Annotated in this window: 24 protein-coding genes; 4 read left to right on the top strand and 20 right to left on the bottom strand. The window is 72.5% G+C overall.

Annotated features, from left to right (window positions below; all coding sequences use genetic code 11):
- Positions 1 to 161: 161 nt before the first annotated feature.
- The 3 genes from F0L17_RS14940 to F0L17_RS14930 are packed head-to-tail and all read right to left on the bottom strand — an operon-like array spanning position 162 to position 2622.
- On the bottom strand, positions 162 to 1160 hold the full coding sequence (locus tag F0L17_RS14940) for an ABC transporter substrate-binding protein (RefSeq protein ID WP_155071473.1): 999 nt from the start codon (positions 1158 to 1160) through the stop codon (positions 162 to 164).
- Positions 1145 to 1933, bottom strand: coding sequence for an ABC transporter permease subunit (locus tag F0L17_RS14935; protein WP_162466215.1), 789 nt, complete (start codon positions 1931 to 1933; stop codon positions 1145 to 1147). The genes F0L17_RS14940 and F0L17_RS14935 overlap by 16 nt, the downstream gene beginning before the upstream one ends.
- Entirely contained in the window at positions 1900 to 2622 is a 723-nt protein-coding gene (locus F0L17_RS14930) for an ABC transporter permease (RefSeq protein ID WP_155073658.1), read from the bottom strand. Before F0L17_RS14930 ends, F0L17_RS14935 begins: the two co-directional genes overlap by 34 nt.
- Before the next feature lie 110 nt (positions 2623 to 2732).
- Here F0L17_RS14930 and F0L17_RS14925 point away from each other — a divergent pair, with 110 nt between their 5' ends.
- Positions 2733 to 3890, top strand: coding sequence for an ATP-binding cassette domain-containing protein (locus F0L17_RS14925; protein WP_162466214.1), 1158 nt, complete (start codon positions 2733 to 2735; stop codon positions 3888 to 3890).
- A gap of 74 nt (positions 3891 to 3964) precedes the next feature.
- Here the strand turns inward: F0L17_RS14925 and F0L17_RS14920 are convergent, their stop codons facing one another.
- The 11 genes from F0L17_RS14920 to dacB form a co-directional block, all read right to left on the bottom strand.
- Positions 3965 to 4450 (bottom strand): DUF3180 family protein, encoded by a 486-nt coding sequence (locus tag F0L17_RS14920; RefSeq protein ID WP_162466213.1) that lies wholly within the window; start codon positions 4448 to 4450, stop codon positions 3965 to 3967.
- 55 nt (positions 4451 to 4505) lie between these two features.
- Complete coding sequence (gene folK / locus F0L17_RS14915) at positions 4506 to 5102, bottom strand: 2-amino-4-hydroxy-6-hydroxymethyldihydropteridine diphosphokinase (protein ID WP_155071471.1); 597 nt, start codon at positions 5100 to 5102, stop codon at positions 4506 to 4508.
- Positions 5099 to 5458 (bottom strand): dihydroneopterin aldolase, encoded by a 360-nt coding sequence (gene folB, locus F0L17_RS14910; RefSeq protein ID WP_155071470.1) that lies wholly within the window; start codon positions 5456 to 5458, stop codon positions 5099 to 5101. Before folB ends, folK begins: the two co-directional genes overlap by 4 nt.
- Positions 5459 to 5690: 232 nt before the next feature.
- Entirely contained in the window at positions 5691 to 6209 is a 519-nt protein-coding gene (locus F0L17_RS14905) for a nuclear transport factor 2 family protein (protein ID WP_155071469.1), read from the bottom strand.
- Positions 6206 to 7072 (bottom strand): dihydropteroate synthase, encoded by an 867-nt coding sequence (gene folP, locus F0L17_RS14900; RefSeq protein ID WP_155071468.1) that lies wholly within the window; start codon positions 7070 to 7072, stop codon positions 6206 to 6208. The genes F0L17_RS14905 and folP overlap by 4 nt, the downstream gene beginning before the upstream one ends.
- Before the next feature lie 77 nt (positions 7073 to 7149).
- Positions 7150 to 7755, bottom strand: a complete 606-nt coding sequence (gene folE / locus F0L17_RS14895; RefSeq protein WP_155071467.1) for a GTP cyclohydrolase I FolE — start codon at positions 7753 to 7755, stop codon at positions 7150 to 7152.
- 149 nt (positions 7756 to 7904) lie between these two features.
- A complete protein-coding gene (ftsH, locus tag F0L17_RS14890) occupies positions 7905 to 9947 on the bottom strand; it encodes an ATP-dependent zinc metalloprotease FtsH (protein ID WP_155071466.1) in 2043 nt (680 codons plus the stop codon).
- A 277-nt stretch (positions 9948 to 10224) separates the two neighbouring features.
- Positions 10225 to 10764 carry a hypoxanthine phosphoribosyltransferase gene (gene hpt / locus F0L17_RS14885; protein WP_155073655.1) on the bottom strand — a complete coding sequence of 180 codons (540 nt, stop codon included), beginning with the start codon at positions 10762 to 10764 and terminating at the stop codon, positions 10225 to 10227.
- A gap of 36 nt (positions 10765 to 10800) precedes the next feature.
- A complete protein-coding gene (gene tilS / locus F0L17_RS14880; protein WP_155071465.1) occupies positions 10801 to 11964 on the bottom strand; it encodes a tRNA lysidine(34) synthetase TilS in 1164 nt (387 codons plus the stop codon).
- A 140-nt stretch (positions 11965 to 12104) separates the two neighbouring features.
- Entirely contained in the window at positions 12105 to 13268 is a 1164-nt protein-coding gene (locus F0L17_RS14875; RefSeq protein WP_155071464.1) for a zinc-dependent metalloprotease, read from the bottom strand.
- A gap of 136 nt (positions 13269 to 13404) precedes the next feature.
- Positions 13405 to 14907 carry a D-alanyl-D-alanine carboxypeptidase/D-alanyl-D-alanine endopeptidase gene (dacB, locus tag F0L17_RS14870; protein WP_338018091.1) on the bottom strand — a complete coding sequence of 501 codons (1503 nt, stop codon included), beginning with the start codon at positions 14905 to 14907 and terminating at the stop codon, positions 13405 to 13407.
- A gap of 140 nt (positions 14908 to 15047) precedes the next feature.
- Here dacB and F0L17_RS14865 point away from each other — a divergent pair, with 140 nt between their 5' ends.
- Positions 15048 to 15542 carry an inorganic diphosphatase gene (locus F0L17_RS14865; RefSeq protein ID WP_155071463.1) on the top strand — a complete coding sequence of 165 codons (495 nt, stop codon included), beginning with the start codon at positions 15048 to 15050 and terminating at the stop codon, positions 15540 to 15542.
- Positions 15543 to 15645: 103 nt separating this feature from the next.
- Here F0L17_RS14865 and F0L17_RS14860 read toward each other — a convergent pair whose 3' ends face one another.
- The 4 genes from F0L17_RS14860 to F0L17_RS14845 all read right to left on the bottom strand — a co-directional run bounded on the left by F0L17_RS14860 (position 15646) and on the right by F0L17_RS14845 (position 19901).
- Positions 15646 to 17346 carry a threonine/serine exporter family protein gene (locus F0L17_RS14860; RefSeq protein ID WP_162466211.1) on the bottom strand — a complete coding sequence of 567 codons (1701 nt, stop codon included), beginning with the start codon at positions 17344 to 17346 and terminating at the stop codon, positions 15646 to 15648.
- Between the two features lie 227 nt (positions 17347 to 17573).
- Positions 17574 to 18227 carry a PadR family transcriptional regulator gene (locus F0L17_RS14855; protein WP_155071461.1) on the bottom strand — a complete coding sequence of 218 codons (654 nt, stop codon included), beginning with the start codon at positions 18225 to 18227 and terminating at the stop codon, positions 17574 to 17576.
- A 109-nt stretch (positions 18228 to 18336) separates the two neighbouring features.
- Positions 18337 to 18900 carry a DinB family protein gene (locus F0L17_RS14850; protein WP_155071460.1) on the bottom strand — a complete coding sequence of 188 codons (564 nt, stop codon included), beginning with the start codon at positions 18898 to 18900 and terminating at the stop codon, positions 18337 to 18339.
- A 161-nt stretch (positions 18901 to 19061) separates the two neighbouring features.
- Positions 19062 to 19901, bottom strand: a complete 840-nt coding sequence (locus F0L17_RS14845) for a helix-turn-helix domain-containing protein (protein WP_202917883.1) — start codon at positions 19899 to 19901, stop codon at positions 19062 to 19064.
- Positions 19902 to 20247: 346 nt separating this feature from the next.
- Here F0L17_RS14845 and F0L17_RS14840 point away from each other — a divergent pair, with 346 nt between their 5' ends.
- On the top strand, positions 20248 to 20838 hold the full coding sequence (locus F0L17_RS14840) for an ATP-binding protein (protein WP_155071458.1): 591 nt from the start codon (positions 20248 to 20250) through the stop codon (positions 20836 to 20838).
- On the opposite strand, the gene F0L17_RS14835 is transcribed toward F0L17_RS14840, so the two are convergent.
- Entirely contained in the window at positions 20825 to 21064 is a 240-nt protein-coding gene (locus F0L17_RS14835; RefSeq protein ID WP_155071457.1) for a DUF397 domain-containing protein, read from the bottom strand. The genes F0L17_RS14840 and F0L17_RS14835 overlap by 14 nt on opposite strands.
- Positions 21065 to 21317: 253 nt before the next feature.
- Positions 21318 to 21698, bottom strand: a complete 381-nt coding sequence (locus tag F0L17_RS14830) for a metalloregulator ArsR/SmtB family transcription factor (RefSeq protein WP_155071456.1) — start codon at positions 21696 to 21698, stop codon at positions 21318 to 21320.
- A gap of 305 nt (positions 21699 to 22003) precedes the next feature.
- On the opposite strand from F0L17_RS14830, the gene F0L17_RS14825 reads away from it, so the two are divergent.
- Complete coding sequence (locus tag F0L17_RS14825; RefSeq protein ID WP_155071455.1) at positions 22004 to 23962, top strand: ABC transporter ATP-binding protein; 1959 nt, start codon at positions 22004 to 22006, stop codon at positions 23960 to 23962.
- Positions 23963 to 24019 lie beyond the last annotated feature (57 nt).

Raw genomic sequence — 24019 nt, 5'->3', positions numbered from 1 at the left:
TTTACCGTGTGCGTCCGCTCCGGGGGGAGTGTCCGCTCCTGTTCGTTGCGCGTTCGCGTCCCGATCCGAACGGGAGGCGCCCCCGCCCGCGCGGGGGCGCCTCCGCGCGGGCGGGGGTGAGGGAGCCGGCGGGGAGTCGTCGGGGGCCGGCCCTCACGACCTCATCCCTCCAACAGACCCTTCTCCTTCAGGTACTCCTCGGCGACGCGCCGCGGCTTCTGCCGTTCGGCGTCCACCTTCCTGTTCAGCTCGGTGAGGTCCTCGGTCGTCAGCGTTCGGGTGACCCGGTCGAGCGCCGCCGCCACGTCCTCGCTCCCCGCGTCCCGGGCGTTGACCACCGGCAGGACGTTGTCGGCGTTCTGGAGGTTCTTGTCGTCCTCCAGCAGGACCAGCCCGAACTGCTCCAGCGTGGCGTCGGTGGTCGTGGTCAGCACCATCTGGTCGGCGCCGTTTTTGACCGCCTGCTTGGCCTGCGGGGTGCCGACGCCCTTGGGGTCCACGGCCGTGATCTCGATCCCGTAGGTCTTCTCCAGGCCCGGCTCGCAGAAGGGTCGCTGCGAGCACTCGTCACCGGCCGCCAGCCTGATCTTCTGTCCCGACTTCCCCAGGTCGCTCAGGGTCTTCAGACCGTGCTCCGCCGCGAACTCCTCGGTCACGGCGAAGGCGTTCTGGTCCACTGCCTCGCCGGCGTCGAGCACCTTCAGCCCGCGCGGCTCGGCGAGTTCGCGGAGCGCGGCGACGGTGGCGGCCACGTCGGAGGAGGCGACGGGCTTCTCCACCGCCGCGTCGGCGCCGTTCTCCCGGGCGTTGAGGAACTCGGCGAGCGTGGCGGCGTACTCCGGCACGACGTCGATGTCCCCGTCCTCCAGGGCCGGCTCGTACAGTTCCCGGTTCTTCAGGGTCTTGACGGTGGTGTCGTACCCGGCCTCCGCCAGGACCAGGGCGTAGAGCTCCGCCATGACCTTCGACTCGGTGAACCCCGCGGACCCGACGACCAGTGTGCCCTTGTCCCCGGTGCCGTCCGCCGTCCGGCCGCCCCGCTCCTCCAGGCTGCCGCCGCCCCCACACGCGGTGAGGGCCACGGCCAGGAGAACCGCCGTGCCACCTGCCGCGACCGCGCCGCGCGTTCCGCGGAAGAACCTGCTCACGTCCCACCCCATCCGTCGTTCGGTATCGTCACGCTCCGGCGAGCGTCGTCACCGTGTCGGTCCCCCGACGGTGCCCGCCCCGGCGCACGGGGCGGTGTCCTCTCCCGGTGCCGCCGGCGTTCTCGCCGTCGCGTCGGGGCCGACAGCCGCTGCGCGCCCGCGAGCACCGCCTCGACCGTCAGCGCCAGCACCGCCACGAGAACCGCCCCCGCTACCACTTGCGCCGTGTCGTAGGTGTTGAAACCCGCCGTGATGATCCGGCCGAGGCCACCCCCTCCGGTCAGGGCGGCCAACGTGGCCGTCGCCACGAGCTGGACGGCCGCGGTGCGGACGCCCGTCGCGATCATCGGAAGGGCCAGGGGCAGCTCCACCTGCCGCAGGAGCTGCCACCCGGACATGCCCATGCCGCGCGCCGCCTCCACCACGTCGCGGTCCGTCTCCCGCATCCCCACGTAGGCGTTGGTCAGCAGCGGCGGGACGGCGAACAACACCAGCGCGATGACGGTGGGCCAGTGCCCCTCCGTCCCCAGCGGACCGAGGGAGAGCAGCACCAGTACCGCGAAGGTCGGCACCGCCCGCCCGATGTTGGCGAGGTTGACGGCCAACGCGCCGCCCCTGCCGAGGTGACCGAGCCAGAGCGCGATCGGCAGGGCGACGGCGCAGGCGAGGGCCAGGCAGGCCGCCGTCAGCCAGACGTGCTCGCCGAGGCGGTGCCACACCCCGCCCTCTCCGGCCCAGTTGGCGCCGTCGGTCAGCCAACTCCACGCGCCGCCGAGCGCTTCCACCGTCCCACCCCCGTTCCCCTCGTACGTCGTCGGGCACGGGCCCAGGGGGAGAGCAGCCGCTGCGCTCCCAACAGCAGGACGTCCGCCACCACGGCGAGGACGACGCAGATCACCGAGGCCGTGAGGACCTCCGCCTTGAAGAAGCTGTCCATGCCGCTGTAGATCAGGTTGCCGAGCCCTCCGTGGCCGACGATGGCGCCGACCGTGGTGAGCGACACCGCCGACACCGTGGCGATCCGCACACCGGCCATCAGGGCGGGCAGCGCCAGGGGCAGTTCGACGGTCAGCAGCAGCCGCGCCGGCCCGTACCCCATGCCGCGCGCCGCCTCCCTGACCTCCTGCGGCACGGACTCCAGTCCGGCCAGGACGTTACGGACCAGCACGGTCAACGAGTACAGCACCAGACCGGTGACGACGATCGAGGCCGACAGGCCGAAGACCGGCAGCAGCAGGGCGAACATCGCCAGCGAGGGAATCGTGTAGAGCACGGTCGTCAGGCCCAGGACGGCCCCCGCGACCGCCCGCCGGCGACGGGCGAGCAGGGCCAGCGGGAAGGAGACCAGCAGGGCGATCCCCACGGAGACGGCGACGATGCCGACGTGCTGGGCGGTGGCGTCGACCAGTTCCTGGCTCCGGGTGCGGAGGTACTCGCCGCAGATCCAGTCGTTGGCCTCCAGACACCCGCCCATGCTCACGCCCGATCACATCCGCGTTTCCCGATGACGCCACGACCGACGCCCACGACCCTACCCGTACGCATGTCCGAGACACCCGGCCTTCGCGGGTGTCACCATGAAGCGTGATTCGCTTCGAGGACGTCAGCAAGCGCTACCCCGACGGGACCGTCGCCGTGGACGACCTGTCCTTCGAGGTGGCGGAGGGCGAGCTGGTCACGCTGGTCGGACCCTCCGGGTGCGGCAAGACGACCACCATGAAGATGGTGAACCGCCTGGTCGAGCCGTCCGCGGGACGGGTCCTCGTCGGCGGTGAGGACGTCGCGTCCGTCGACCCGGTCCGACTCCGGCGCCGGATCGGCTACGTCATCCAGCAGGTGGGACTCTTCCCGCACCGCACCGTGCTGGAGAACACCGCGACCGTCCCCCGCCTGTTGGGCCGGCAGCGCGCCAAGGCCCGCCGGCGAGCGGCCGAGCTGTTGGAGTTGGTCGGTCTCGACCCGTCCGTCCACGGCGACCGCTACCCCGACCAGCTCTCCGGCGGGCAGCGGCAGCGGGTGGGGGTGGCCCGGGCGCTCGCGGCGGACCCGCCGGTACTGCTCATGGACGAGCCGTTCGGCGCGGTGGACCCCGTCGTCCGCGAGCGTCTCCAGGACGAGTTCCTCAGGCTCCAACGGACGCTCCGCACGACGGTGCTGTTCGTCACGCACGACATCGAGGAGGCCATCCGGCTCGGCGACCGGATGGCGGTGTACGGGCAGGGGCGCATCGAGCAGTTCGACGTGCCCGCCCGGATCCTGGGCGCGCCGGCCGGCCCGTACGTCGCCGAGTTCATGGGGGCGGACCGGGGGCTCAAGCGGCTCTCCGTGACCCGGGTCGAGCCCGGTGACCTCGAACAGCCCCCGGTCGTCCGCTCGCACGACGGGGTCGGCGACGCCGTGGCGAGGATGCGCGCGGCCGGCGACCGCTGGGCGGTGGTGCTCGACGACTCGGGACGGCTGTGCGGCTGGGTGCCGGCCGACCTGGCGCCGACCGGCGACACCGTGGAACGGCAGACGCGGCGCATGGAGGCGTGGCTGCCGCTGGGCGCCTCCCTGAAGCAGGCGTTCAGCGTCATGCTCCAGTACGACGCGGGCTGGATCGCGGTCCTGGACGGGGACCGCTTCCTGGGAGTGCTCACGCCGACGAGGCTGCACGAGGCGCTGCGGCGGTCCATCGGCGCGGACGATCGCGACATCCCGCGCGACCAGGTCGAACTGGTCACGATCCCGGGCGCCCGGTGACACCTCGGCCCCTCGCGGGAAGCCCGCGTCCCGGTCGGCGTCCGGACGCCGACCGGGACGCGAACCCGTCCGTCTCAGGCCGCTGCCGCCGCCGGGGGCTCGTCGTCGTCCTCCGGCAGCCGGCACACCCGCTGGAGGAAGACGGCCGCCGCCACCACCGCCACGCCCGCCAACACCGACAGACCGGCGTAGGCCGCCTGGTCGCGGCGGGCCGCCACGTCCATGGCGCTGGTGAGCAGGTACAGGCCGGTCCCGCCGTACGCGCCCGCCACCAGGGAGGCCACCAGGGCGCTCGCCTGACCGAAGACGACGGCGCGGGCGGCCATGATCGGTTCCACCCCCTTGGCACCGGGCCGGCGCTCGCGCTGGGCCCGCAGTCGGGCGCGCAGCGACAGGGCGGTGGCCGTGAGGACCACGGCGATCACCGCGAGCACGACGGGGGCGGCGACGGGCACGGCGGGCAGGGTGCCCAACGCGTTCCACATCCGGGCCCCCGCCCAGGACAGCACCACCGCGAGGGCGAAGAGGCCGACCAGCGTCCTGATGCGTAGTTCCCTCACGGGGCTCCCCACGTCACTCGGTCCACGTCACTCGGATCGCGCCGTCCGGGCGCGGTCACTCGGGCAGCCGCAGTTCCAGGTCCTCCCGGAGCGCCACGCCCTCCCGACCGACGGCGGCGAGCAGCTCCGCCACCGGACCGTGTCCGGGAACCTCGGCGTCCGGGTCCACATCGTGCCACGGCACCAGCACGAAAGCGCGCTCGTGGGCACGCGGGTGCGGCAGGGTCAGTTCGGGGTCGGCGGAGACGACGTCCTGGTAGGTGAGGATGTCCACGTCCAGCGTCCGCGGCCCCCAGCGTTCGTCGCGCACCCGCTCGAAGGCCTCCTCGATGGCCTGGGCCCGCTCCAGCAGCGAGGCGGGCGGCAGGGTCGTCTTCACCAGGACGACGGCGTTGAGGTAGGCGGGCTGCGAATCCGCCTCCACTCCCCACGGCTCGGTCTCGTACACCGGCGAGACCACCTTGACCCGCACCCCGGGGGTCTCCTCCAGCGCGTCCACCGCGCCCTGGAGGGTCTCCAGACGGTTGCCCAGGTTTCCGCCGAGGGCGATGGCGGCGCGCTGGGGGTTGTGCAGGGTCACGTCGGCGGCATCGACCTGGCGCACCACCGAGGCGGGCACCGGCTGTACGGTCGGGTCGCTGTTCGGCGTCATACACGGCTCCGCTTGATGGTGATGGTCACATCGTCGAACGGGACGGTGATCGGGGCCTGGGGCTTGTGAACGACGACCTCGACCTCCCGCACCACCTCGTGCGTCAGGCACCGGTCGGCGATCCGTTGGGCGAGGGTCTCGATCAGGTCGACCGGTTCGCCCCCGACGATCTCCGCGACTTCCTCGGCGACGGCGCCGTAGTCCACGGTCCTGTCGAGGTCGTCGTCGGCCGCCGCCGGGCGGGTGTCCAGGCCGAGCACCAGGTCCACGACGAAGGTCTGACCCTGCTCCCGTTCCCGCTCGAACACCCCGTGATGCCCGCGGACCCTCAGTCCGCGCAGCGCGACACGGTCCATGCGCCCTCGCCTCCCGTCCCTCGATCGGTCGATCGCCGGCCGCGGCGGTCACCGTACGGCGACCGACCGGCCGTACGACTGTACGGGTACGGCCGCCGTGCCCGGCTCCCCGTCGGCCCTTCCGGTGCGCGACCCCCGGCGTCCCGGGGCTCGACGCCCTTCCGAGCCCCGAAGGGCGCCGCGGCCGGGCCGTCCGACGCACCGCCGCCGGCCCACTCTCTCAGACCGCCGCTCAGAGCAGGGTCCCGCCCTCTCCGTCGATTCCCCCGGAGCCGTCGACGCCGTCGATCCCTTCGCCGCCCTCCCCGGCCCCGTCGTCCTCGTCCTCCTCGACGAGGACCGGGGACCCGTGGTGGGCCCAGACGCGCCAACGGCCGTCCTCCGCCCTGCGGAAGACGTTCGTGGCGACCACCAGCCCTCCCACCAGGGGCCCGGCGGAGCCGTCCTCCTCGGCGGGACCGCCGCTGAGGATGTTCTCGGTGCAGGTCACCACGGCGGTGTCGCCCGTCACCGAGACCTCCACGTCGGTCAGGAAGAACTGGACGTACTCGGTGTTCGCCATGATCAGGGCGTACGAGCGCAGCACCTCGTCGCGGCCGTTGAGCACCGGCCAACCAGGGTGTACGACGCTGATCCCGTCCCCGAGCCAGACGTCGGCCAACGCGTCGAGATCACCGCGCTCCACGGCCTCGTACAGCGCGGCGTTCGCCGCCTCCACGTCCTCGACGTCCGTGCGGGCCTCTTTGCTCAACGATCCTCCTCCAGGGCGCGTGCCACGCGTACCGCGTCGGCGCTCGCCCCAACCTCGTGCACCCGGACCGCCCAGGCGCCCTCGCGCGCGGCCAACGCCGAGACGGCGGCCGTGGCCGCGTCCCGCTCCCGGGCGGGCGGCACGGTGCCGCCCTCGCCGGCCAGTACCCGACCCAGGAAGCGTTTCCGGGAGGCCGCCACCAACACCGGGCGCTCCAGTTCCCGGGCCAGCCGGGTGGTGGCGTCCACCAGGGCCAAGTCGTGCTCGGCCATCTTGGCGAAGCCCAGACCTGGGTCGACGACGATCCGCTCCGGCGCGATGCCGCCGGCCACCGCCCGCTCCAGGCTCTCGCGCAGTTCGGCGATCACCTCGGTGACGGTGTCGGTGTAGACGGCTCGGTCGTTCATGTCGACGCTCTGGCCGCGCCAGTGCATCACCACGTACGGCACCTCGGCTTCGGCCACCACCGGGACCATGCCCGGATCCGCGCGTCCGCCGCTGACGTCGTTGACCATCCGGGCACCGGCGGCCACCGCCCGCTCGGCCACGGAGGCCCGCATGGTGTCCACGCTGACCACCACGCCCTCCTCGGCCAGGCCCCGTACCACCGGGATCACCCGGCGCAGCTCCTCGGCCTCGTCCACCCGGGTGGCGCCGGGCCGGGTGGACTCGCCGCCGACGTCGACCAGGTCCGCGCCCTCGGAGACCAGGTCCAGACCGTGCTTGATCGCGGTGTCGGCGTCGAACCACCGACCTCCGTCGGAGAAGGAGTCCGGCGTGACGTTCACCACGCCCATGACCGCGCATCGGTCCCAGGAGGGCAGTCCGACCACTTCTCCCCTAAGGGCGCGCAAGCTGTTCATACGCTCCAGCGTAGGCGCTCGGCGCACGCCGCCGGTCACCGCTTCCGCACCGCGCCCGGCCGCCCGACGGCACGCCGTCAGTCGGCCATGATCAGGCTCATCGCCTCGGCGCGTGTGGTGGCGTCGCGGAGCTGACCGCGGACGGCGGAGGTGATGGTCTTGGCGCCGGGCTTGCGGACGCCCCGGAGCGTCATGCACATGTGCTCGCACTCGATGACGACGATCACGCCGCGCGCGTCCAGGATCTTCACCAGGGAGTCGGCGATCTGGGTCGTCAGCCGCTCCTGCACCTGGGGACGGCGGGCGTAGACCTCGACCAGCCGGGCGAGCTTCGACAGGCCGGTGATCTTGCCCGACGTGGCCGGGATGTAGCCGACGTGCGCCACGCCGTGGAAGGGCAGCAGGTGGTGCTCGCAGGAGGACAACAGCTCGATGTCCTTCACCAGCACCATCTCGTCGTGGCCGAGGTCGAAGGTGGTGGTCAGGACGTCCTCGGGACGCTGCCACAGACCGGCGAATATCTCCCGGTACGCGCGCGCCACCCGGGCCGGGGTCTCGCGCAGCCCCTCGCGGTCGGGGTTCTCGCCGACCGCGATGAGCAGTTCGCGTATCGCGTTCTCGGCGCGCTTCTCGTCGAACTCGCCGCCGGATATCTCGCCGTCCAGCGTCACCGGGTCGGTCATGTGCCTCTCACCTCTCGAACGTGGGCAGCGGAAAGGGGTGCGTCCCCCCGGTAGTAAACCGGAGGGACGCGGAAGGCATTCCGGGGGGCGCCGCGACCACCGTCACAGGAGGGAGGGGACGGTGGTCGCCGGCGACCGGAGGGCTGTGGTCAGCTCTCCGGGCGGGGATCGTCGGACGGCCCCGGAGTCTCCTTGGTGATCACCGACTCGGTCGGACCGATCTCCTTGCCCTTCTCCAGGCCGGCCTGGGAGCCGTTGGCCACGGCCAGTTCCTTGGGCGTGGCCACCGGGGGCCGGGTGGAGGGCATCCGGCGCGAGGACCCCGTCCAGGCCGGACGCGGCGGGCGCTTGACGACCGGACGGAAGATCTCGGCGATCTCCTCCTTGCCCAGGGTCTCCTTCTCCAGCAGCGCCAGCACCAGGTTGTCCAGCACGTCCCGGTTCTCGACGAGGATCTCCCACGCCTCGTTGTGCGCGGCCTCGATCAGCTTCTTGACCTCCTCGTCCACCAGCCCGGCGACCTCCTCGGAGTAGTCGCGCTGGTGGCCCATCTCCTTGCCCAGGAAGGGCTCGGAGTTGTCGGAGCCGAACTTGATCGCGCCCAGCCGCTCGGTCATGCCGTACTGCGTGACCATGGCGCGGGCGGTGGCCGTCGCCTTCTCGATGTCGTTCGCGGCGCCCGTGGTCGGGTCGTGGAAGACCAGTTCCTCGGCGGCGCGCCCGCCCAGCATGTAGGCGAGCTGGTCGAGCATCTCGTTGCGCGTCGTGGAGTACTTGTCCTCGTCGGGCAGGACCATGGTGTAGCCCAGCGCCCGGCCCCGGGAGAGGATCGTGATCTTGTGGACGGGGTCGGAGTTCGGCGAGGCCGCCGCGACCAGGGCGTGACCGCCCTCGTGGTACGCGGTGATCTTCTTCTCCTTGTCGCTCATGATCCGGGTCCGCTTCTGCGGCCCGGCCACGACGCGGTCGATCGCCTCGTCCAGGAAGTGGTTGTCGATCAGCTTCTTGTCGCTGCGCGCGGTGAGCAGCGCGGCCTCGTTGAGCACGTTGGACAGGTCGGCGCCCGTGAAGCCCGGGGTGCGGCGGGCCACCGCGGACAGGTCGACGTCGGGCTCCATGGGCTTGCCCTTGGCGTGGACCTTGAGGATCTCCAGACGCCCCTGCATGTCGGGGCGGTCCACCGCGATCTGCCGGTCGAAGCGGCCCGGACGCAGCAGCGCCGGGTCGAGGATGTCCGGACGGTTGGTGGCGGCGATCAGGATGACGCCGCCCTTGACGTCGAACCCGTCCATCTCCACCAGGAGCTGGTTCAGCGTCTGCTCGCGCTCGTCGTGACCGCCGCCCATACCGGCGCCGCGGTGGCGGCCGACGGCGTCGATCTCGTCGACGAAGACGATCGCCGGGGCGTTCGCCTTGGCCTGCTCGAACAGGTCACGGACCCGGGAGGCGCCGACACCGACGAACATCTCGACGAAGTCGGAGCCGGAGATCGAGTAGAACGGCACCCCCGCCTCGCCCGCGACGGCACGCGCGAGCAGCGTCTTGCCGGTGCCGGGCGGGCCGTACAGCAGCACGCCCTTGGGGATCTTGGCGCCGACGGCCTGGAACTTGGCGGGCTCCTGGAGGAACTCCTTGATCTCGTGGAGCTCCTCGACCGCCTCGTCGGCACCCGCGACGTCGACGAAGGTCGTCTTGGGGGTGTCCTTGGTGATCAGTTTCGCCTTCGACTTCCCGAAGTTCATCACCCGGGAGCCGCCGCCCTGCATCTGGTTCATCAGGAACAGGAAGACGATCACGATCAGCACGAACGGCAGCAGGGAGAGGAGCATCCCGACGAAGGCGTTCTGCTTCTGCGGCGAGACGGTGTAGCCGTCCTCGATCTGCCCGTCCTGGTACTTGGACTGCAGTTGCTTGGCCAGATCGACGCCCTGCTCGTCGATGTAGCTCGCCTTGATCTTGTCGCTGCCCTCGATCTTGACGTCGTCCTTGAGCTCGACCTTCACGGCCTGCTCGTCGCCGGTCGTCAGCTCGGCGGACTTGACCTTGTTCTCGTTGATCGCCTGTACGACCTGGCCGGTGTCCACCGTCTTGTAGCCGCCGGACGAGCCGACGACGTTCATCAACACGACCACGGCGAGGGCGGCCAGCACGATCCACATGACGGGACCACGGAAGTAGCGCTTCACGTCCATCCACACGGGGCGGCTCGCGCCCCGTCCCTCCTGCCACAGTGAGGCACCGCGGCCCCGGGGGAGGCCGCCGTGCGTACGGTGTATTACTCCGGCTTGCTCGGCCTAATGACAGACTGCCGCAACAGACTGACCTTCGGACGGTACCCCAGGATGGCCGCCCGAAGCACTGTCGACGGGGACGCCGCCGGCGGGCGGCCGGCCGTGTACCGTCCGCCCGTTCCAACGCCGGGGAGGCCCTCGACGTTCCCGTAACCGCCCCCCGATGTCCCCGGCGGTCTCAGCCGCCGTACACGCGCGGTGCCAGAGTGCCCACGAAGGGGAGGTTGCGGTACTTCTCGGCGTAGTCGAGGCCGTAGCCGACGACGAACTCGTTGGGGATGTCGAAGCCGACCCACTTGACGTCGATGTCCACCTTGGCCGCGTCCGGCTTGCGCAGCAGGGTGCACACGTTCAGCGAGGCGGGGCCGCGCGAGCCGAGGTTCGACAGCAGCCAGGACAGCGTCAGCCCCGAGTCGATGATGTCCTCGACGATCAGCACGTGACGCCCCTGGATGTCGGTGTCCAGGTCCTTGAGGATGCGGACCACGCCGGAGGACTGGGTGCCCGCCCCGTAGGACGACACGGCCATCCAGTCCATGGTGACCGGCGAGGACAGGGCCCTGGCGAGGTCGGCCATGACCATCACCGCGCCCTTGAGGACCCCGACCAGGAGCAGGTCCTTGCCCTCGTACTCCGCGTCGATCTTCTCCGCCAGCTCGGCCAGCTTCGCGTCGATCTCTTCCTTGGTGATGAGCACCGACTCGAGGTCGGCGCCCATGTCCTTGTCGTCCACCCTGCTGCTCTCGGTCGGGGATCACACTTGCCGGATGACCAGTGTGCCACCCTGCCGTCGGGCGGCCACCCGGCCGGGCAGGTTGACGGCCCGCTGACCGTGCCAGTCGACGACCAGCCGCTCGACCTCCTCGATGTGGCGGGCGAACAGCGAACCCGCCGGGGAGCCGGCCGCGACGGCCGCCCGGCGCAGCACCCGACGGCGCACGGCGGGCGGGAGGGCCCGGAGTCCGGGGACGTCGAGCGCCGCGTCGGAGCCGGCCCCGCGACCTCCACCGGCACCCGTTCCGACGGAGGCGGCGAGTTCCTTCGGGACGCCCCCGGCGTGCGCGGCCGAAGGGCCGCGGGGGGCCGGGGAGGGGGCCGGCGGCGTCACACGGACCGCGCGCTCGGCGTCGAGCGCCCAGGCGTCGAGCGCGTCGGCGTCGTCGCGCGAGAGTCGGGCGGTGCGGGCGAGGGCCTCCACCACGCCCTTGCCGAGCGCCTTCTCCAGGGCGGGGAGGGCGTCGTGGCGGACCCGGGAGCGGGTGAAGGCGGGATCGTCGTTGTGCGGGTCGTCCCAGACGGGCAGCGACTGGACCATGCACGCCTTGCGGGTGGTCTGCCGGTCCACTGCGAGGAACGGCCGCCGGTAGCGGCGCTCGGCCCCCGAACGCCCGGTGGGCGAGTCGGAGACGGCGGCCATCCCGGACAGCGAACGGGTTCCGGAGCCCCGGGCGAGGCCGAGCAGTACCGTCTCGGCCTGGTCGTCGCGGGTGTGACCGAGGAGGACGGCGACGGCGCCGAGGCGTTCGGCGACCTCGTCGAGGGCGGCGTAGCGGGCGGTGCGGGCGGCGGCCTCGGGGCCGCCGGCGCGGCCCACGGACACGGTGACCGCCTCGACCGGTTCGAGGGAGAGGGCGGTGAGGCGGGAGACCACCTCCCGGGCCCGGTCGTCGGAACCGGACTGGAGTCCGTGGTCGACGGTGACGCCCCCGGCGCGCAGGCCGAGGCGGGGGGCTTCGAAGGCGAGGGCGGAGGCGAGCGCCATCGAATCGGCGCCGCCGGAGCAGGCGACGAGCACGAGCGGGGACCGTTCGGCCCCGGACGGTGCCTCGCGGGTGACGCCTGCGGCGTCACGGAGCACGTCGTGGAGCGTACGGCGTACCGCCAGGCGTATCGCCGCGACCGCGGGGTGGGGACCCATGTCCGTTCACTTCCTCGGGGAGTCGTGACTACGCTGAGTGCGTAGATGGTGACAGAGAAGAGTTGCATCCCTGAGCATCGCACGCGCGCCCGTCGCTCACGGTCCCTCGCAAGAGTGATTGTGTCGGCGTTCGGCGGTCATCAGTCCGCTTTCCGGTGCACCCTCGCGATCCAGTCCGCCGGCCTGGCGATCTCCGCCTTGGTCGGAAGGGTGTTGGGGGACGTCCACACCCTGTTGAAGCCGTCCATCCCCACCTCCTCCACGACGGCCCGCACGAACCGCTCGCCGTCGCGGTACTGCCGCAGCTTGGCGTCCAGCCCCAGCAGCCTGCGCAGCGCCTGGTCGAGGCGGCCGGCGCCGGCGGCGCGGCGCTTTTGGAACTTCTCCCGGATCTCGGCGACGGTGGGCACCACCTGGGGCCCGACACCGTCCATCACGTAGTCCGCGTGCCCCTCCAGCAGGGACATCACGGCGGTGATCCGGCCGAGGACCTCGCGCTGGGCCGGGGTCTGCACCAGTTCGACGAGGCTGCGCCCCTCCTCGTCCCCCGTGCCACCCGTACCCCCCGTGCCACCCTCGCCGCCGTCCGACCACGGCCTGCCGCCGCCGGCCATCGACTGCACGGCCTCGCGCAGCCGCTCCAGCAGCATGGAGGGATCGACGTCGGTCTCCCCGAGGAAGGCGTGGATCTCGCTCTCGACGTGGTCGCGCAGCCACGGGACGGCGGAGAACTGGGTGCGGTGGGTCTCCTCGTGGAGGCACACCCACAGCCGGAAGTCGTGCGGGTCGACGTCCAGCTCACGCTCCACGTGGACGATGTTCGGCGCGACCAGCAGCAGCCGTCCGCCCCCCTGCCCGGGGGCACCGGGCAGGTCCCGGCCGGGCGGGGCGAAGGTCTCGTACTGCCCCAGCACCCGCGAGGCCATGAACGACAGCAGCATCCCGACCTCGACGCCGGTGACCTTGCCGCCGACCACGCCGAGCATCGCACCGCCGGGGCCGTTGCCGCGCCGCGCCTGCACCTTGTCCAGCAGGGGCGAGAGCAGCTCCCGGAACCCGGCCACGTTGGCCCTGATCCAACCGGGGCGGTCCACGACCAGCACGGGGGTGTCCGCGGCCTCGTCGGGCGCCATCCGGGTGAAGCCGCGCACGTGCTCCTCCGACGCGGCGGCGTGCCGACGCAGCTCGGCGACGGCCGCCCGCGCCTCCTCACGGCTCACTTCGGGGCCCGGCTTCACGAGCCGGGTCGCGGTCGCAGCCGCGAGATTCCAGTCGACCATCTCCACACCACCGAGGCTCGTCATGACTTCACCGTACGTGCCGGTGCCGCCGAACGGGAGCGGACCGCCGACCGCACCGGTCACGGGGGCGGGGGTGCCCGCCGGGCCGGGGGACGACACCCGGTGGGGCGGCGCGGGGACGGGCCGGGGCGGGAGGGGGTCAGCGGCAGCCGCAGTCGGCGAGGGCCGCTGCGAGGCGGTCCAGCGCGTCGTGGGCGCCCTGGCGGTCCGTGGTGCCCGACGCGGTGAAGGCGAAGGCCAGCAGCCTGCCGTCGGCGTTCACGACCGTGCCCGCCAGCGTGTTGATCCCGGTCAGGGTGCCGGTCTTGGCCCGGATCACGCCCGCCCCGTGGTGGGTGACGTCCTCGTCGTACCGGCCGCTGAGGGTGCCGGTGAAGCGGGCGACGGGCAGCCCGGTCAGCACCGGCCGCAGCTCGGGCCGGTCGGGGTCGGCGGCCAGCGCCAGCAGTCCGGTCAGCAGCTCGGCGGAGACCCTGTCGTCCCGGTCGAGTCCGCTGCCGTCGGAGAAACGGGCCCCCCTCAGGTTCAGCCGCTTCCCCTGTTCGGCCAGCTCGTCCCGCACGGCACGCCGGGCACCGGCGGAGCTCACGGGCTCGCCGCGGACGATCGCGACCTGCCGGACGAGCGCCTCGGCGATGTCGTTGTCGCTGTTCATCATCATCCGCTCGACCAGCTCGGCCATCGGCGCGGAGCGGTGGACGGCGAGTTCCTCGACGCCCTTCTCCGAGCTCCTCGGCGCCCTGCGGGCACGTGGGGAGCCGTCGACGCGGACCCCGCGGTCGCGCAGGAGGTCGGCGAAGAGCCGGGCGGCGGCGGCCGCCGGGTCGGCGGCGCGCGGCGCGGGCCCGTGGGTGCTGCCGTCCAGGCGGCCCTCGTTCACCATCAGCGGGGTGAGCCGCGCGATGTTCTCGTTCACCCCGATCGGGTGGAGGTCGGGCCCGCTGTAGAGCGAGACGTCGTAGGCGACGCCGGTCCGCCGCGCGCCGCGCGCCGCCAGCTCTCGGGCGGTGGCGTCGGCCAGCCGACGCAGCTGGGCGCGGGTGACCGTGGGGTCGCCGCCGCCGATCAGGAAGACCCGCTCGTGCCGCGCGTCCCACACCACACGGGTGGGAATGCGGTGGTCCGGCCCGGTGGCCGACAGTGCGGCGACCGCCGTGGCGATCTTGACCGTGGAGGCCGGTACCACCGCCCGGTCGGACTTCGTGCCGTAGAGCTGCCGTCCGGTGGCCACGTCCACCACCGAGGCGGTGCGCAGGGTGCCCAGGACGTCGTCTCCCAGGTCCTCCAGCAGCGGCTCCAGGGCGCCGGCGAGGGCGGCACGGGTGGGGACGGGGGCCTCGCCGCGGCCGGGCGCGGCGTTGTCGCCGGGGACGGTGTCGTTCCCCTCGGCGCTCCCCCCGGCGTCTCCCCCGGCGTCCCGCCCGGCGTCCCGCGCGGCGCCGAGCGCGGTCAGCACCTCGGGAGCGGCCGCCGGATCGGGGCCCGCGGGAGCGCCCGCCCCACCGTGACCCACGCCACCCCCGCGCTCCCAGGAGGCGGCGCGGACCCGTTCGGCCGTACGCTGACCGGAGTCCCACGGTCCCGTGACGGCCACCGCCGCCACCGCGACCGCGAGTCCGACGGCGGCGGAACCGATCGCCACCTGCCACGTGTCCCGCACCTCGGACCAGCCCCTTTCGCGAGCACACACCTGCGTGAGGGACACTTAACCACCACATCGCCGCTCTCCGGGGGAATCCCCCGGGCCACTGACGAGTGCTGAAGCATACGGAGGAGTCTCCCTTGGAGTTCGACGTCGTCATCGAGATCCCGAAGGGCTCGCGGAACAAGTACGAGGTGGACCACGAGACCGGTCGCATCCGACTCGACCGCCACCTGTTCACCTCCACCGTGTACCCGGCCGACTACGGCTTCGTCGACAACACCCTGGGTGAGGACGGAGACCCTCTGGACGCGCTGGTGCTGCTGGAGGAGCCGACCTTCCCGGGCTGCATCATCAGGTGCCGAGCGATCGGCATGTTCCGCATGACGGACGAGGCCGGCGGCGACGACAAGCTGCTGTGCGTGCCCGCGTCCGACCCGCGCGTGGAGCACCTGCGCGACATCCACCACGTGAGCGAGTTCGACCGGCTGGAGATCCAGCACTTCTTCGAGGTCTACAAGGACCTGGAGCCCGGCAAGTCCGTCGAGGGCGCCGACTGGGTCGGCCGCGCCGAGGCCGAGGCCGAGGTCGAGGCGTCGATCAAGCGTCTGGAGGCGTCGGGCGGCAGTCACTGAGCCGCCGGGCCGACCGGCCCGCCCACCGATCCACCGGTGCCCCGGCCCGCACGCTCCGTGCGGTCCGGGGCACCGGTGGATCGGTGTCCTTCCGGGGCTCCCGTCAGAAGCCGCGGGTGCGCTTGGCCGCCCGGCGGCCCGGCAGCGGGGTCTGCCGGCCCGGCGCCGTGATGAACAGGCGCGCCAGCTCGTTCCCGAGGTTGACGCCGATGGCGATGGCCAGCGCCAGCGCCGCGGCCTTGGAGAGGTTCCCCAGCCCCTGGTTCATGTGGCCCTGGGCGATGCCGATCAGACCGAAGTAGATGGCGCTACCGGGCAGCAGCGGGCCGATCGCCGCCGTGACGTACGGCAGCGCCGAGACGAACCGGTAACGCGACATCAACTGCCCGAACAGGCCCACCAGGCCGGCGGCCGCCGCGGTCGCCGCGACCGGCTCGGCCCCTCCGACGTCGGCCATCGCGCCGTACACCAGCCAGGCGACACCGCCGTTGAGGGTGGCCAGCAGCACCGTGGCGCGCTCCTGCTGGAGCAGCACGCAGAAGGCCAGGGTCAGCAGCATCGCCGCCAGGAGCTGGACGGCCGGCCGCGTCCTGGTGTCCAGTCCGTCGGGGACGAAGCCCGCCCCCATCTCGGCGGCCACGTAGACCACCAGCAGCACGCCGCACACGATGCCGACGACCAGGTAGACGACCTCCAGCAGCCGGGCCGAGGCGGTGATGTAGAAGCCGGTCAGCCCGTCGTGGACGGCCGCCACCAGGGCTCTACCGGGGATCAGCGGGAACAGTCCGCCGGTGACGACCGCGGAGGCCCTGAGCTGCACACCGAAGTCGTCGGCGAACAACTCGACCGCCGCCCCGAACATCGCGGGCGGCATCGCCGCCACCACGAACTGGTAGAACTCCGGCAGCCCGCGCTTGGAGGAGAACCAGGCGAGCCGGTCGCCGAGCATCGCGCCGGCCGCCGCCAGGAAGAACACCAGCCACCCGCCGCCGACCAGGGTGGAGGCCGCCCCGGCCAGCAGACCACTGGCGACGGTGAGGGTGCCCTTGGAGTACGGGTGACGGTTGCGGCGTATCTCGGCGAGGCGGCCGTACGCCTCCTCCAGCGTGACGTCGCCGTCGGTGATGTCGACGACCAGGCGGAAGACCGCGGCCAGCCGGTTGTAGTCGGTGCCGCGGCGCCGCACGGTCCGGCTCAGCGTGATGGGGTCGTCCACCAGCGAGGGCTGGTAGGTGATCGACAGCAGGGTGAAGGTGACCGTGGGCTCGCAGCGGTCCAGTCCGTAGGCGTGCGCCACGCCGAACATCGCCGCCTCGACGTCCTCGGCGCCCTCGCCACCGGCGAGCAGCAACTCGCCGATGCGCAGCGTCAGGTCGAGGACGCGCGGCGCGGACGGTCCGTTCTCGCCGTCCTCCTCGTCGGTGCGCCGGGGACGCTCGGGCACGGGACGCTCGCCCAGCGGCAGCCGGACCATGGTGCGCATCCGGTCCTGCCAGGGCGCGCCCGGCCGCACCAGGTTGCCGAGCACCGGGATGCCGTCGGGCGGGGTGAAGGCGGAACCGGGCTCGGGGTGCGCGGGCTTGCGCACGCCCTCGGGCAGGGCGAACTCCGAGGTGGGGTACTCGTCCTCGACGGGCGCCGGGGGGGCGCTCAGCCCTTCGGGCAGGGCGAACTCGGACGTGGGGTGTTCGTCCTCGGTCTGCGAGGACGGCAGCGGAACGCCGGAGGGCGGGGCGAAGGCGCTGCGGACTCCGGTCTCCTCCACCGGGTGTCCGCGCTCCTGGGGGCGACCTTTCTCGGTCACCGTGCTGTTCCTGGTGGTCTCCGGGGCCAAGTCCGTCTGCTCCTCACTCCTCCGGCCGTCTCGTCCAAGACAGGGAAGTTCCCGAACGCTGGTGGGAAATGTCCGTTCCCGTCAGTGAGGATAGGGCTCGGCGACCCCCCGGGGAGGGCCTTGGGCGACTCGTCCGGTGTGAGATGCGCTTCAGCTGTGGGACGGCCCCGTCCCGGGGCGTTCCGGGGCCCCTGCGCTCACTTCCCGCCCGGCTCCGCGGACGGTCCGGGCGCGGGCCTCGCGGCGGACGGGCCGGGGGCGCCCTCGGGCAGCACCTCGATCGAGCGCTCGCCCTCGCCCGCCATCACGTACGCGCCCCCCTCCAGGCGCTCGATCAGCCCGCGGGTCCACTCGGCGCCGCTGGTGGCGGTGTGCACCCACAACCCCATGACCTCGCCGATGTGCCCCCACTCCTCCGGGGCGCCCCGCGGGGTCCAGTGCCGCTCGACCTCGTCGGCCCACTCCTCCAGGGCCGCCACCCGCCGCCTGAGCAGGTCGATCGCCTCCGGGCGGGGCAGGTCCACGATGAAGCCGACCCCGGCTGTCAGGACGTCCGGCTTCTCGTCGTGCGCCAGGAGCGCCCAGCGCAGCAGCCTGTGGTACTCCGCCTCTCCCGCGTCCGTCAGTTCGTACTCCGTGCGCGGCGGGCCGCCGGCCGTGCTGGGGGCCGTCTCGTGGGCGACCAGTAGGCCCTGCCGGGCCATCTGCTTGAGGGCGTGGTAGATCGACCCCGGCTTGGCGTTGGACCATTCGTGGGCGCCCCAGAACTCCAGGTCGTTGCGGACCTGGTAGCCGTGGGCCCGCCCGTGCTGACGCACCGCGCCCAGTACCAGCAGCCGGATCGCCGACATCGTTCCCCTTCCGGGCTCCGCCACGGCCTTCCCCCGCCGCCGACCAGCGTAGACGGGCGGCGGCGGGGGCTCGCGCCCGGCACCGGGGAAGGGCCGGGCGGGGCGGTGGTCACATCGTCGAGGACCAGTCCGGCTCGGGCATCGCGCCCGTCTCGAAGACCAGGTCGAAGGCCCCCTTGCCGTCGATCGTCTCGCGGATGACGTCCGCGTGGCCCGCGTGCCGCGCGGTCTCCTCGATCTGGTGGAGCAGGCCCCACCGCCAGGAGCGCCGGCCGCCCTCGTCCCAGGGCATCCGCGGGGCCTCGAAGGTCTCGTCCAGGGAGGGCAGCGCCAACACCGCCGCCTCGGTCTCGCGCGCCACCCGCGCGTAGAGGTCCAGCAGCGACTCGACCGTCTCGTCGTCCCGGACGGCCAGGCCGTCCTCCCACTCCTTCGCCTGGAGCCGGAATTCGAACGGCTCGCCCCGCATCATGCGCAGGGCGCCGCGCTCGCCCACCGCGACGTGCTTGAGGATCCCGGCCAGGGAGAAGGCGCTCACGGTCGGTCGGCTGCGGGCCTGCTCGTCGGTGAGTCCGTGGAGGGCGCGGCGGATGCCGCCGCGCTGGGCCTCCAGGTAGGCGAGCAGGGCGCCGCGCTCGTCGCCGGGGGCCTCGGTGGCGACCACAACAGGCATGGGAACTCCTCGTCCGTCGGTTCGTGGGGCCGCCTTTGGCCCCATCGACGGGAACGACGCTACGGGCCGTCGAGGACAGGTTCCGTCCTCGACGGCCCACGGTGGATCGCCTTTTCCCCACGGACGCCGCAGCCGCACCCGGCCCTGCCAAGGTCGGGCCGTCAACGGGAGCGGTGGAGCTCCCTCAGCAGGTCGCGGGTGCGTTCCGGGCTGAGGCTGTCCTCCAGCAGACGGTCGAGCACGTGCTCGTACTGGGCGACCTCGTCCGGCTTGTCGACGTAGAGGGCGCTGGTGAGGTGCTCCAGGTAGACGATGTCCGAGATCTCGGACTCGGGGAAGCGCAGCAGCGTGAACGCCCCGCTCTCGGCCGGGTGGCCACCGGTGTCGAACGGCATCACCTGGAGGGTGACGTGCGGCAGTTCGGAGAGCTCCACCAGATGGGCCAGCTGAGCCCCCATCACCTCCCGGCCACCGTACGGACGGCGCAGTGCCGCCTCGTCGAGCACGCAGCGGAACCGCGGCGCCTGGTCCGACAGCAGCAGCTTCTGCCGCTCCAGCCGCAGGGCGACGCGGCGGTCCACCTCCTCCTTCGACAGTCCGGTGCGGTGGCCGCTGGTGACGACCGCCCTGGCGTACGCCTCCGTCTGGAGCAGGCCGGAGACGAACTGCACCTCGTACACCCCGATGTGGGAGGCGGCGCCCTCCAGTCCGACGTACGTCTGGAACCAGTTGGGCAGCACGTCGCTGTAGTTGTGCCACCAGCCCGCGACGCTGGACTCGCGGGCGAGGCTCAGGAGCGGTTCGCGCTCCGCCTCGTCGGTGATGCCGTACAGCGTGAGCAGGTCCGCCACGTCTCTCGCCTTGAAGCTCACCCGTCCCAACTCCATGCGGCTGATCTTCGATTCGGAGGCCCGGATGGAATATCCGGCCGCCTCGCGCGTGACGCCGCGGGCCTCGCGGAGCCGCCGCAGCTGGGAACCGAGCAGGATGCGGCGCACCATGGACCCACTCGACCCGTTGGCCCCGTTCACTCCGTTTTTCACCGGAAATGCTCCTGTTTGCATTCAGCTCTCCACCCCTGGCACAAGGGCAGTCTGCCACTAATGCCTTCGTTGCGTGCCCATGCGGTTACTCACAATCGAAAGTCGCGCGTGCACGTGCATCTGCCCTTGCATCCGGTGTGAGCATTGGGAACCATGGGAACGGCACAAGTGCACCCCGAATCAGGGAACTTGCGCCTGCCCACGATCCACCGACGCAGCGCAACGAGCGGAACGCGTAACGGAGCACCACCGCTGACGGGGTCCGACAGGGCCATGACCGCCGCAATGCCAGGAGTGTCTCGTCATGGGGACCGAAGGACCGACCGTGCTCGACCGGTTATGGCATGGCTTCCCGCCGCTCGACCCCGAAACGCTCTCCGGATCGGCCTCCTGCGCGCTCCAGCCGCGCTACGAGGCGGTGAAGACGGCCCGCGAGTTCACTCGCAGCGTCCTGTCGCACTGGCGGTTGAGCGGCCATTTCGACACCGTGACCCTCGTGGTCTCGGAGCTGGTGACCAACGCCCTGCGGCACGGAGTGCCCGGTGCGGTCCCCGGTGAAATCCTCGATCCCCCCGTGCGGCTCCACCTGATGCACTGGTCCGGGCGGCTGGTGTGCGCCGTGCGCGATCCCAGCAGGGCCGCGCCGGTCGCCAAGGCACCCGACTTCGCCGGCCTCGATCCGGACGGGACCGTGTGCCCGGACGGCGCCGGATGGCCGGACCTCCTGGACGCCTTCGCCGAGGACGCCCCCGAGTCGGGGCGCGGCCTCTTCCTCGTCGAGTCCTTCAGCGACGACTGGGGGTGGCGCCCCATGGAGGAACCCGCGCCCGGAAAAGTGGTGTGGGCGCTCTTCCGACTGAACCCGGAGCGGGTTTCGGGCGTCAGTCCTGTATGAGGTGGTCGAACTCGCCGTCCTTGGCGCCGAGCAACATCGCCTCGACCTCGGCCGGGGTGTAGACCAGCGCGGGGCCGTCCGGGTAGCGCGAGTTCCGTACGGCCACGTCGCCGCCGGGCAGCTTGGCGAACTCCACGCAGGCTCCCTGGGAGTTGCTGTGTCTGCTCTTCTGCCAGACGACCCCGTGGAGGTCCCTGGCTGCCATGCCGTTGTACGCGTGGGGCATCGGACTCTCCCGGACGGTGCGGTCGGGTGCGGTCAGGGTTGGAACGGTCGACTTCCCCGGATCATAACGCCGTTCACGTGCGGATGCACGTGAAGATGCACGTGCAGGACGCCCTGTCACGGTGTCATGACAACGGGTCGAGCGCCGGATTCACGTTCGGGCGCCGGCCGGCCGGCCGGCCGACCGGCCGGACGCACCTCGCGGCACCCGGCTCCGGGGCGCGCACCGCGCGCTCGGAGCCGGGCGCCGCCGCTCACGCGCCGGCGTCGCCGGCCCCCCGCCGGTCCGCCGGAGCGCCCGGGCCGCCCGGATCGCCCGGCCCTCCCGGGGAGTCGTGCCAGAACCGTTCGTACGGACCGAGCCAGTCCCGCACCTCGCTGAGCGGTCCGGCCTCCAGTCGGTAGTGCCTCTCCCGACCCCGGCGACGCTCGCTGACCAGACCGGCCTCCCGCAGCACCCTCAGGTGCTCCGAGAGGCTCGGTCGTCGCATGTCGAAGTGGTCGGCCAGCCGTTGCACGGGCTGCGGCCCCTCCACCCGGAGCAGCCGCAGCACCTCGCGTCGGGTCGGGTTGGCCAGCGCGGAGAAGAGCCGGTCCTCGCGGAACCGACCCTCGGGTGCGCCGGTAGCGGTCATGTTTCCCCCTGGCAAGCCCATGGTCGGTGGGATGCGGAGCGGAGGGGCCGGTGCCGTCGGGACCGCGGCGCCACGCCGCTCCCCGTCCGCGTCGATGTCGGTGGTCACCCGAATGATCCCCCGACGGGTACCCCCGGCGGAACCCTGTCCCACCGGCTGAACGCTCCGATTCGGCCTCACGTTCCCGACGGACCCGCGCGGGCCGGGGGACACGCGCCGGCCGCCGACCCCGAACCGTGCTTGACCTCAAGTCGACTTGAAGAACTACCGTCCGGACCACGACGCCCGACCGCGAGGAGACCCCGATGAGCATGGAGTCCACCGCCTGGAACGCGCTGTACCAGGCGCGTCACGCCCCACAGGAGCAACCGCCCTTCTCCCGGGCCGTCCTGCGCCGCATCGCGGGCTTCGCCCGTCCCCACCGACGCCGACTGACGCTCTTCCTGCTGTGCAGCACGGTCGCGGCGCTGCTGACCGTGGCCACTCCGCTGCTCGCCGGCCGGGTCGTCGACGCGATCGTCGACGGCGCGGCGGCCGGCACGGTCGGGTGGCTGGCCGCCGCGATCGCGGCCATCGCGGTGGCCGAGGCGGGGCTCGGACTGCTGACCCGGTGGCTGTCGGCCCGGATCGGCGAGGGGCTGATCCTGGGCCTGCGCACGGCCGTCTTCGACCACGTCCAGCGGATGCCGATCGCCTTCTTCACCCGCACCCGCACCGGTGCGCTGGTCAGTCGGCTGAACAACGACGTCATCGGAGCCCAGCGGGCCTTCAGCAACACCCTCTCCTCGGTGGTCGGCAACCTCGTCACGCTGCTGCTGACGGTGGCGGTGATGGCACGACTGTCCTGGCAGGTCACCCTGCTCGCCCTGCTCCTGCTGCCGGTCTTCCTGCTGCCCGCGCGGCGGATGGGCCGCCGGCTGGCCCGACTCTCCCGGGAGGCCGCCGGCCACAACGCGGCCATGGGGACGCAGATGACCGAGCGGTTCTCCGCGCCCGGCGCCACCCTGGTCAAGCTCTTCGGACGCCCGGCGGAGGAGTCGGAGGAGTTCGCCGCGCGGGCCCGGCGCGTCCGCGACATCGGGGTGCGCACCGCCATGGTCCAGCACGTCTTCATCACCTCCCTCACCGCCGTCTCCGCCCTGGCCCTGGCCCTCGTCTACGGGCTGGGCGGTTGGTTCGCGCTGCGCGGGAGCCTGGACGCGGGCTCGGTGGTGGCCCTGGCCCTGCTGCTCACCCGGCTCTACGCCCCGCTGACCGCGCTGGCCGGGGCCCGGGTGGAGGTGATGGGCGCGCTGGTCAGCTTCCAGCGGGTCTTCGAGGTGCTGGACCTCAAGCCCCTGATCGAGGAGCGGCCCGACGCCCGCGAGGTGCCCGACGGTCCGGTCCCGGTCGAGTTCGACGGTGTGGACTTCTCCTACCCGTCGGCCGAGAAGGTCTCCCTGGCCTCCCTGGAGGAGGTCGCCGTCCTCGACTCCCGCGGCGGCGAACAGGTGTTGCACGGGGTGTCCTTCCGCGCCGAGCCCGGACAGATGGTGGCGCTGGTCGGCTCCTCCGGCGCGGGCAAGTCCACCATCGCCCAACTGTTGCCGAGGCTGTACGACGTGGACCGCGGCGCGGTGCGGATCGGCGGTGTCGACGTACGGGAGTTGACCTTCCGGTCCCTGCGGGCCACGCTCGGCATGGTGACCCAGGACGGCCACCTCTTCCACGAGTCGATCCGCGCCAACCTGCTGTTCGCCCGCCCGGAGGCGAGCGAGGAGGAGCTGTGGGACGCGCTGCGCCGGGCCCGGCTGGACCGCCTGGTCGCCTCCCTGCCCGACGGCCTGGACACCATCGTCGGGGAGCGCGGCTACCGCCTCTCCGGCGGCGAGCGCCAGCGGCTGACCATCGCCCGGCTGCTGCTGGCCCGGCCGAGGGTGGTGATCCTCGACGAGGCCACCGCCCATCTGGACACCGCCTCCGAGGCCGCCGTCCAGGAGGCGCTGGCCGAGGCGCTGCGCGGCCGTACCTCCGTGGTGATCGCCCACCGTCTCTCCACGATCCGGGCCGCCGACCTGATCCTGGTGGTCGAGGACGGCCGGATCATCGAGCGCGGCACCCACGAGGACCTGCTGGCGGCGGGCGGCCGGTACCTGGAGCTGTACCGCACCCAGTTCGGCGGGGACGGGCCGCGGAACGGGTACGGGTCGGACGGGACGAGCGGGGCGGACGGGGAGCTCGGAGGGGGCACCGGCCGGACCACCACACGGGCCGGCGCCGCCTGACCGGTCATCACCTTCCCGGAGCGGCGCGGCACTCGGCGCGTACGGGCCCCGGGCGGC

The sequence above is a fragment of the Streptomyces taklimakanensis genome, assembly GCF_009709575.1.
Classification (GTDB): domain Bacteria; phylum Actinomycetota; class Actinomycetes; order Streptomycetales; family Streptomycetaceae; genus Streptomyces; species Streptomyces taklimakanensis.
Note: the sequence above shows the minus strand (reverse complement) of the source record. Positions and strands in the feature narration are given on the sequence as shown.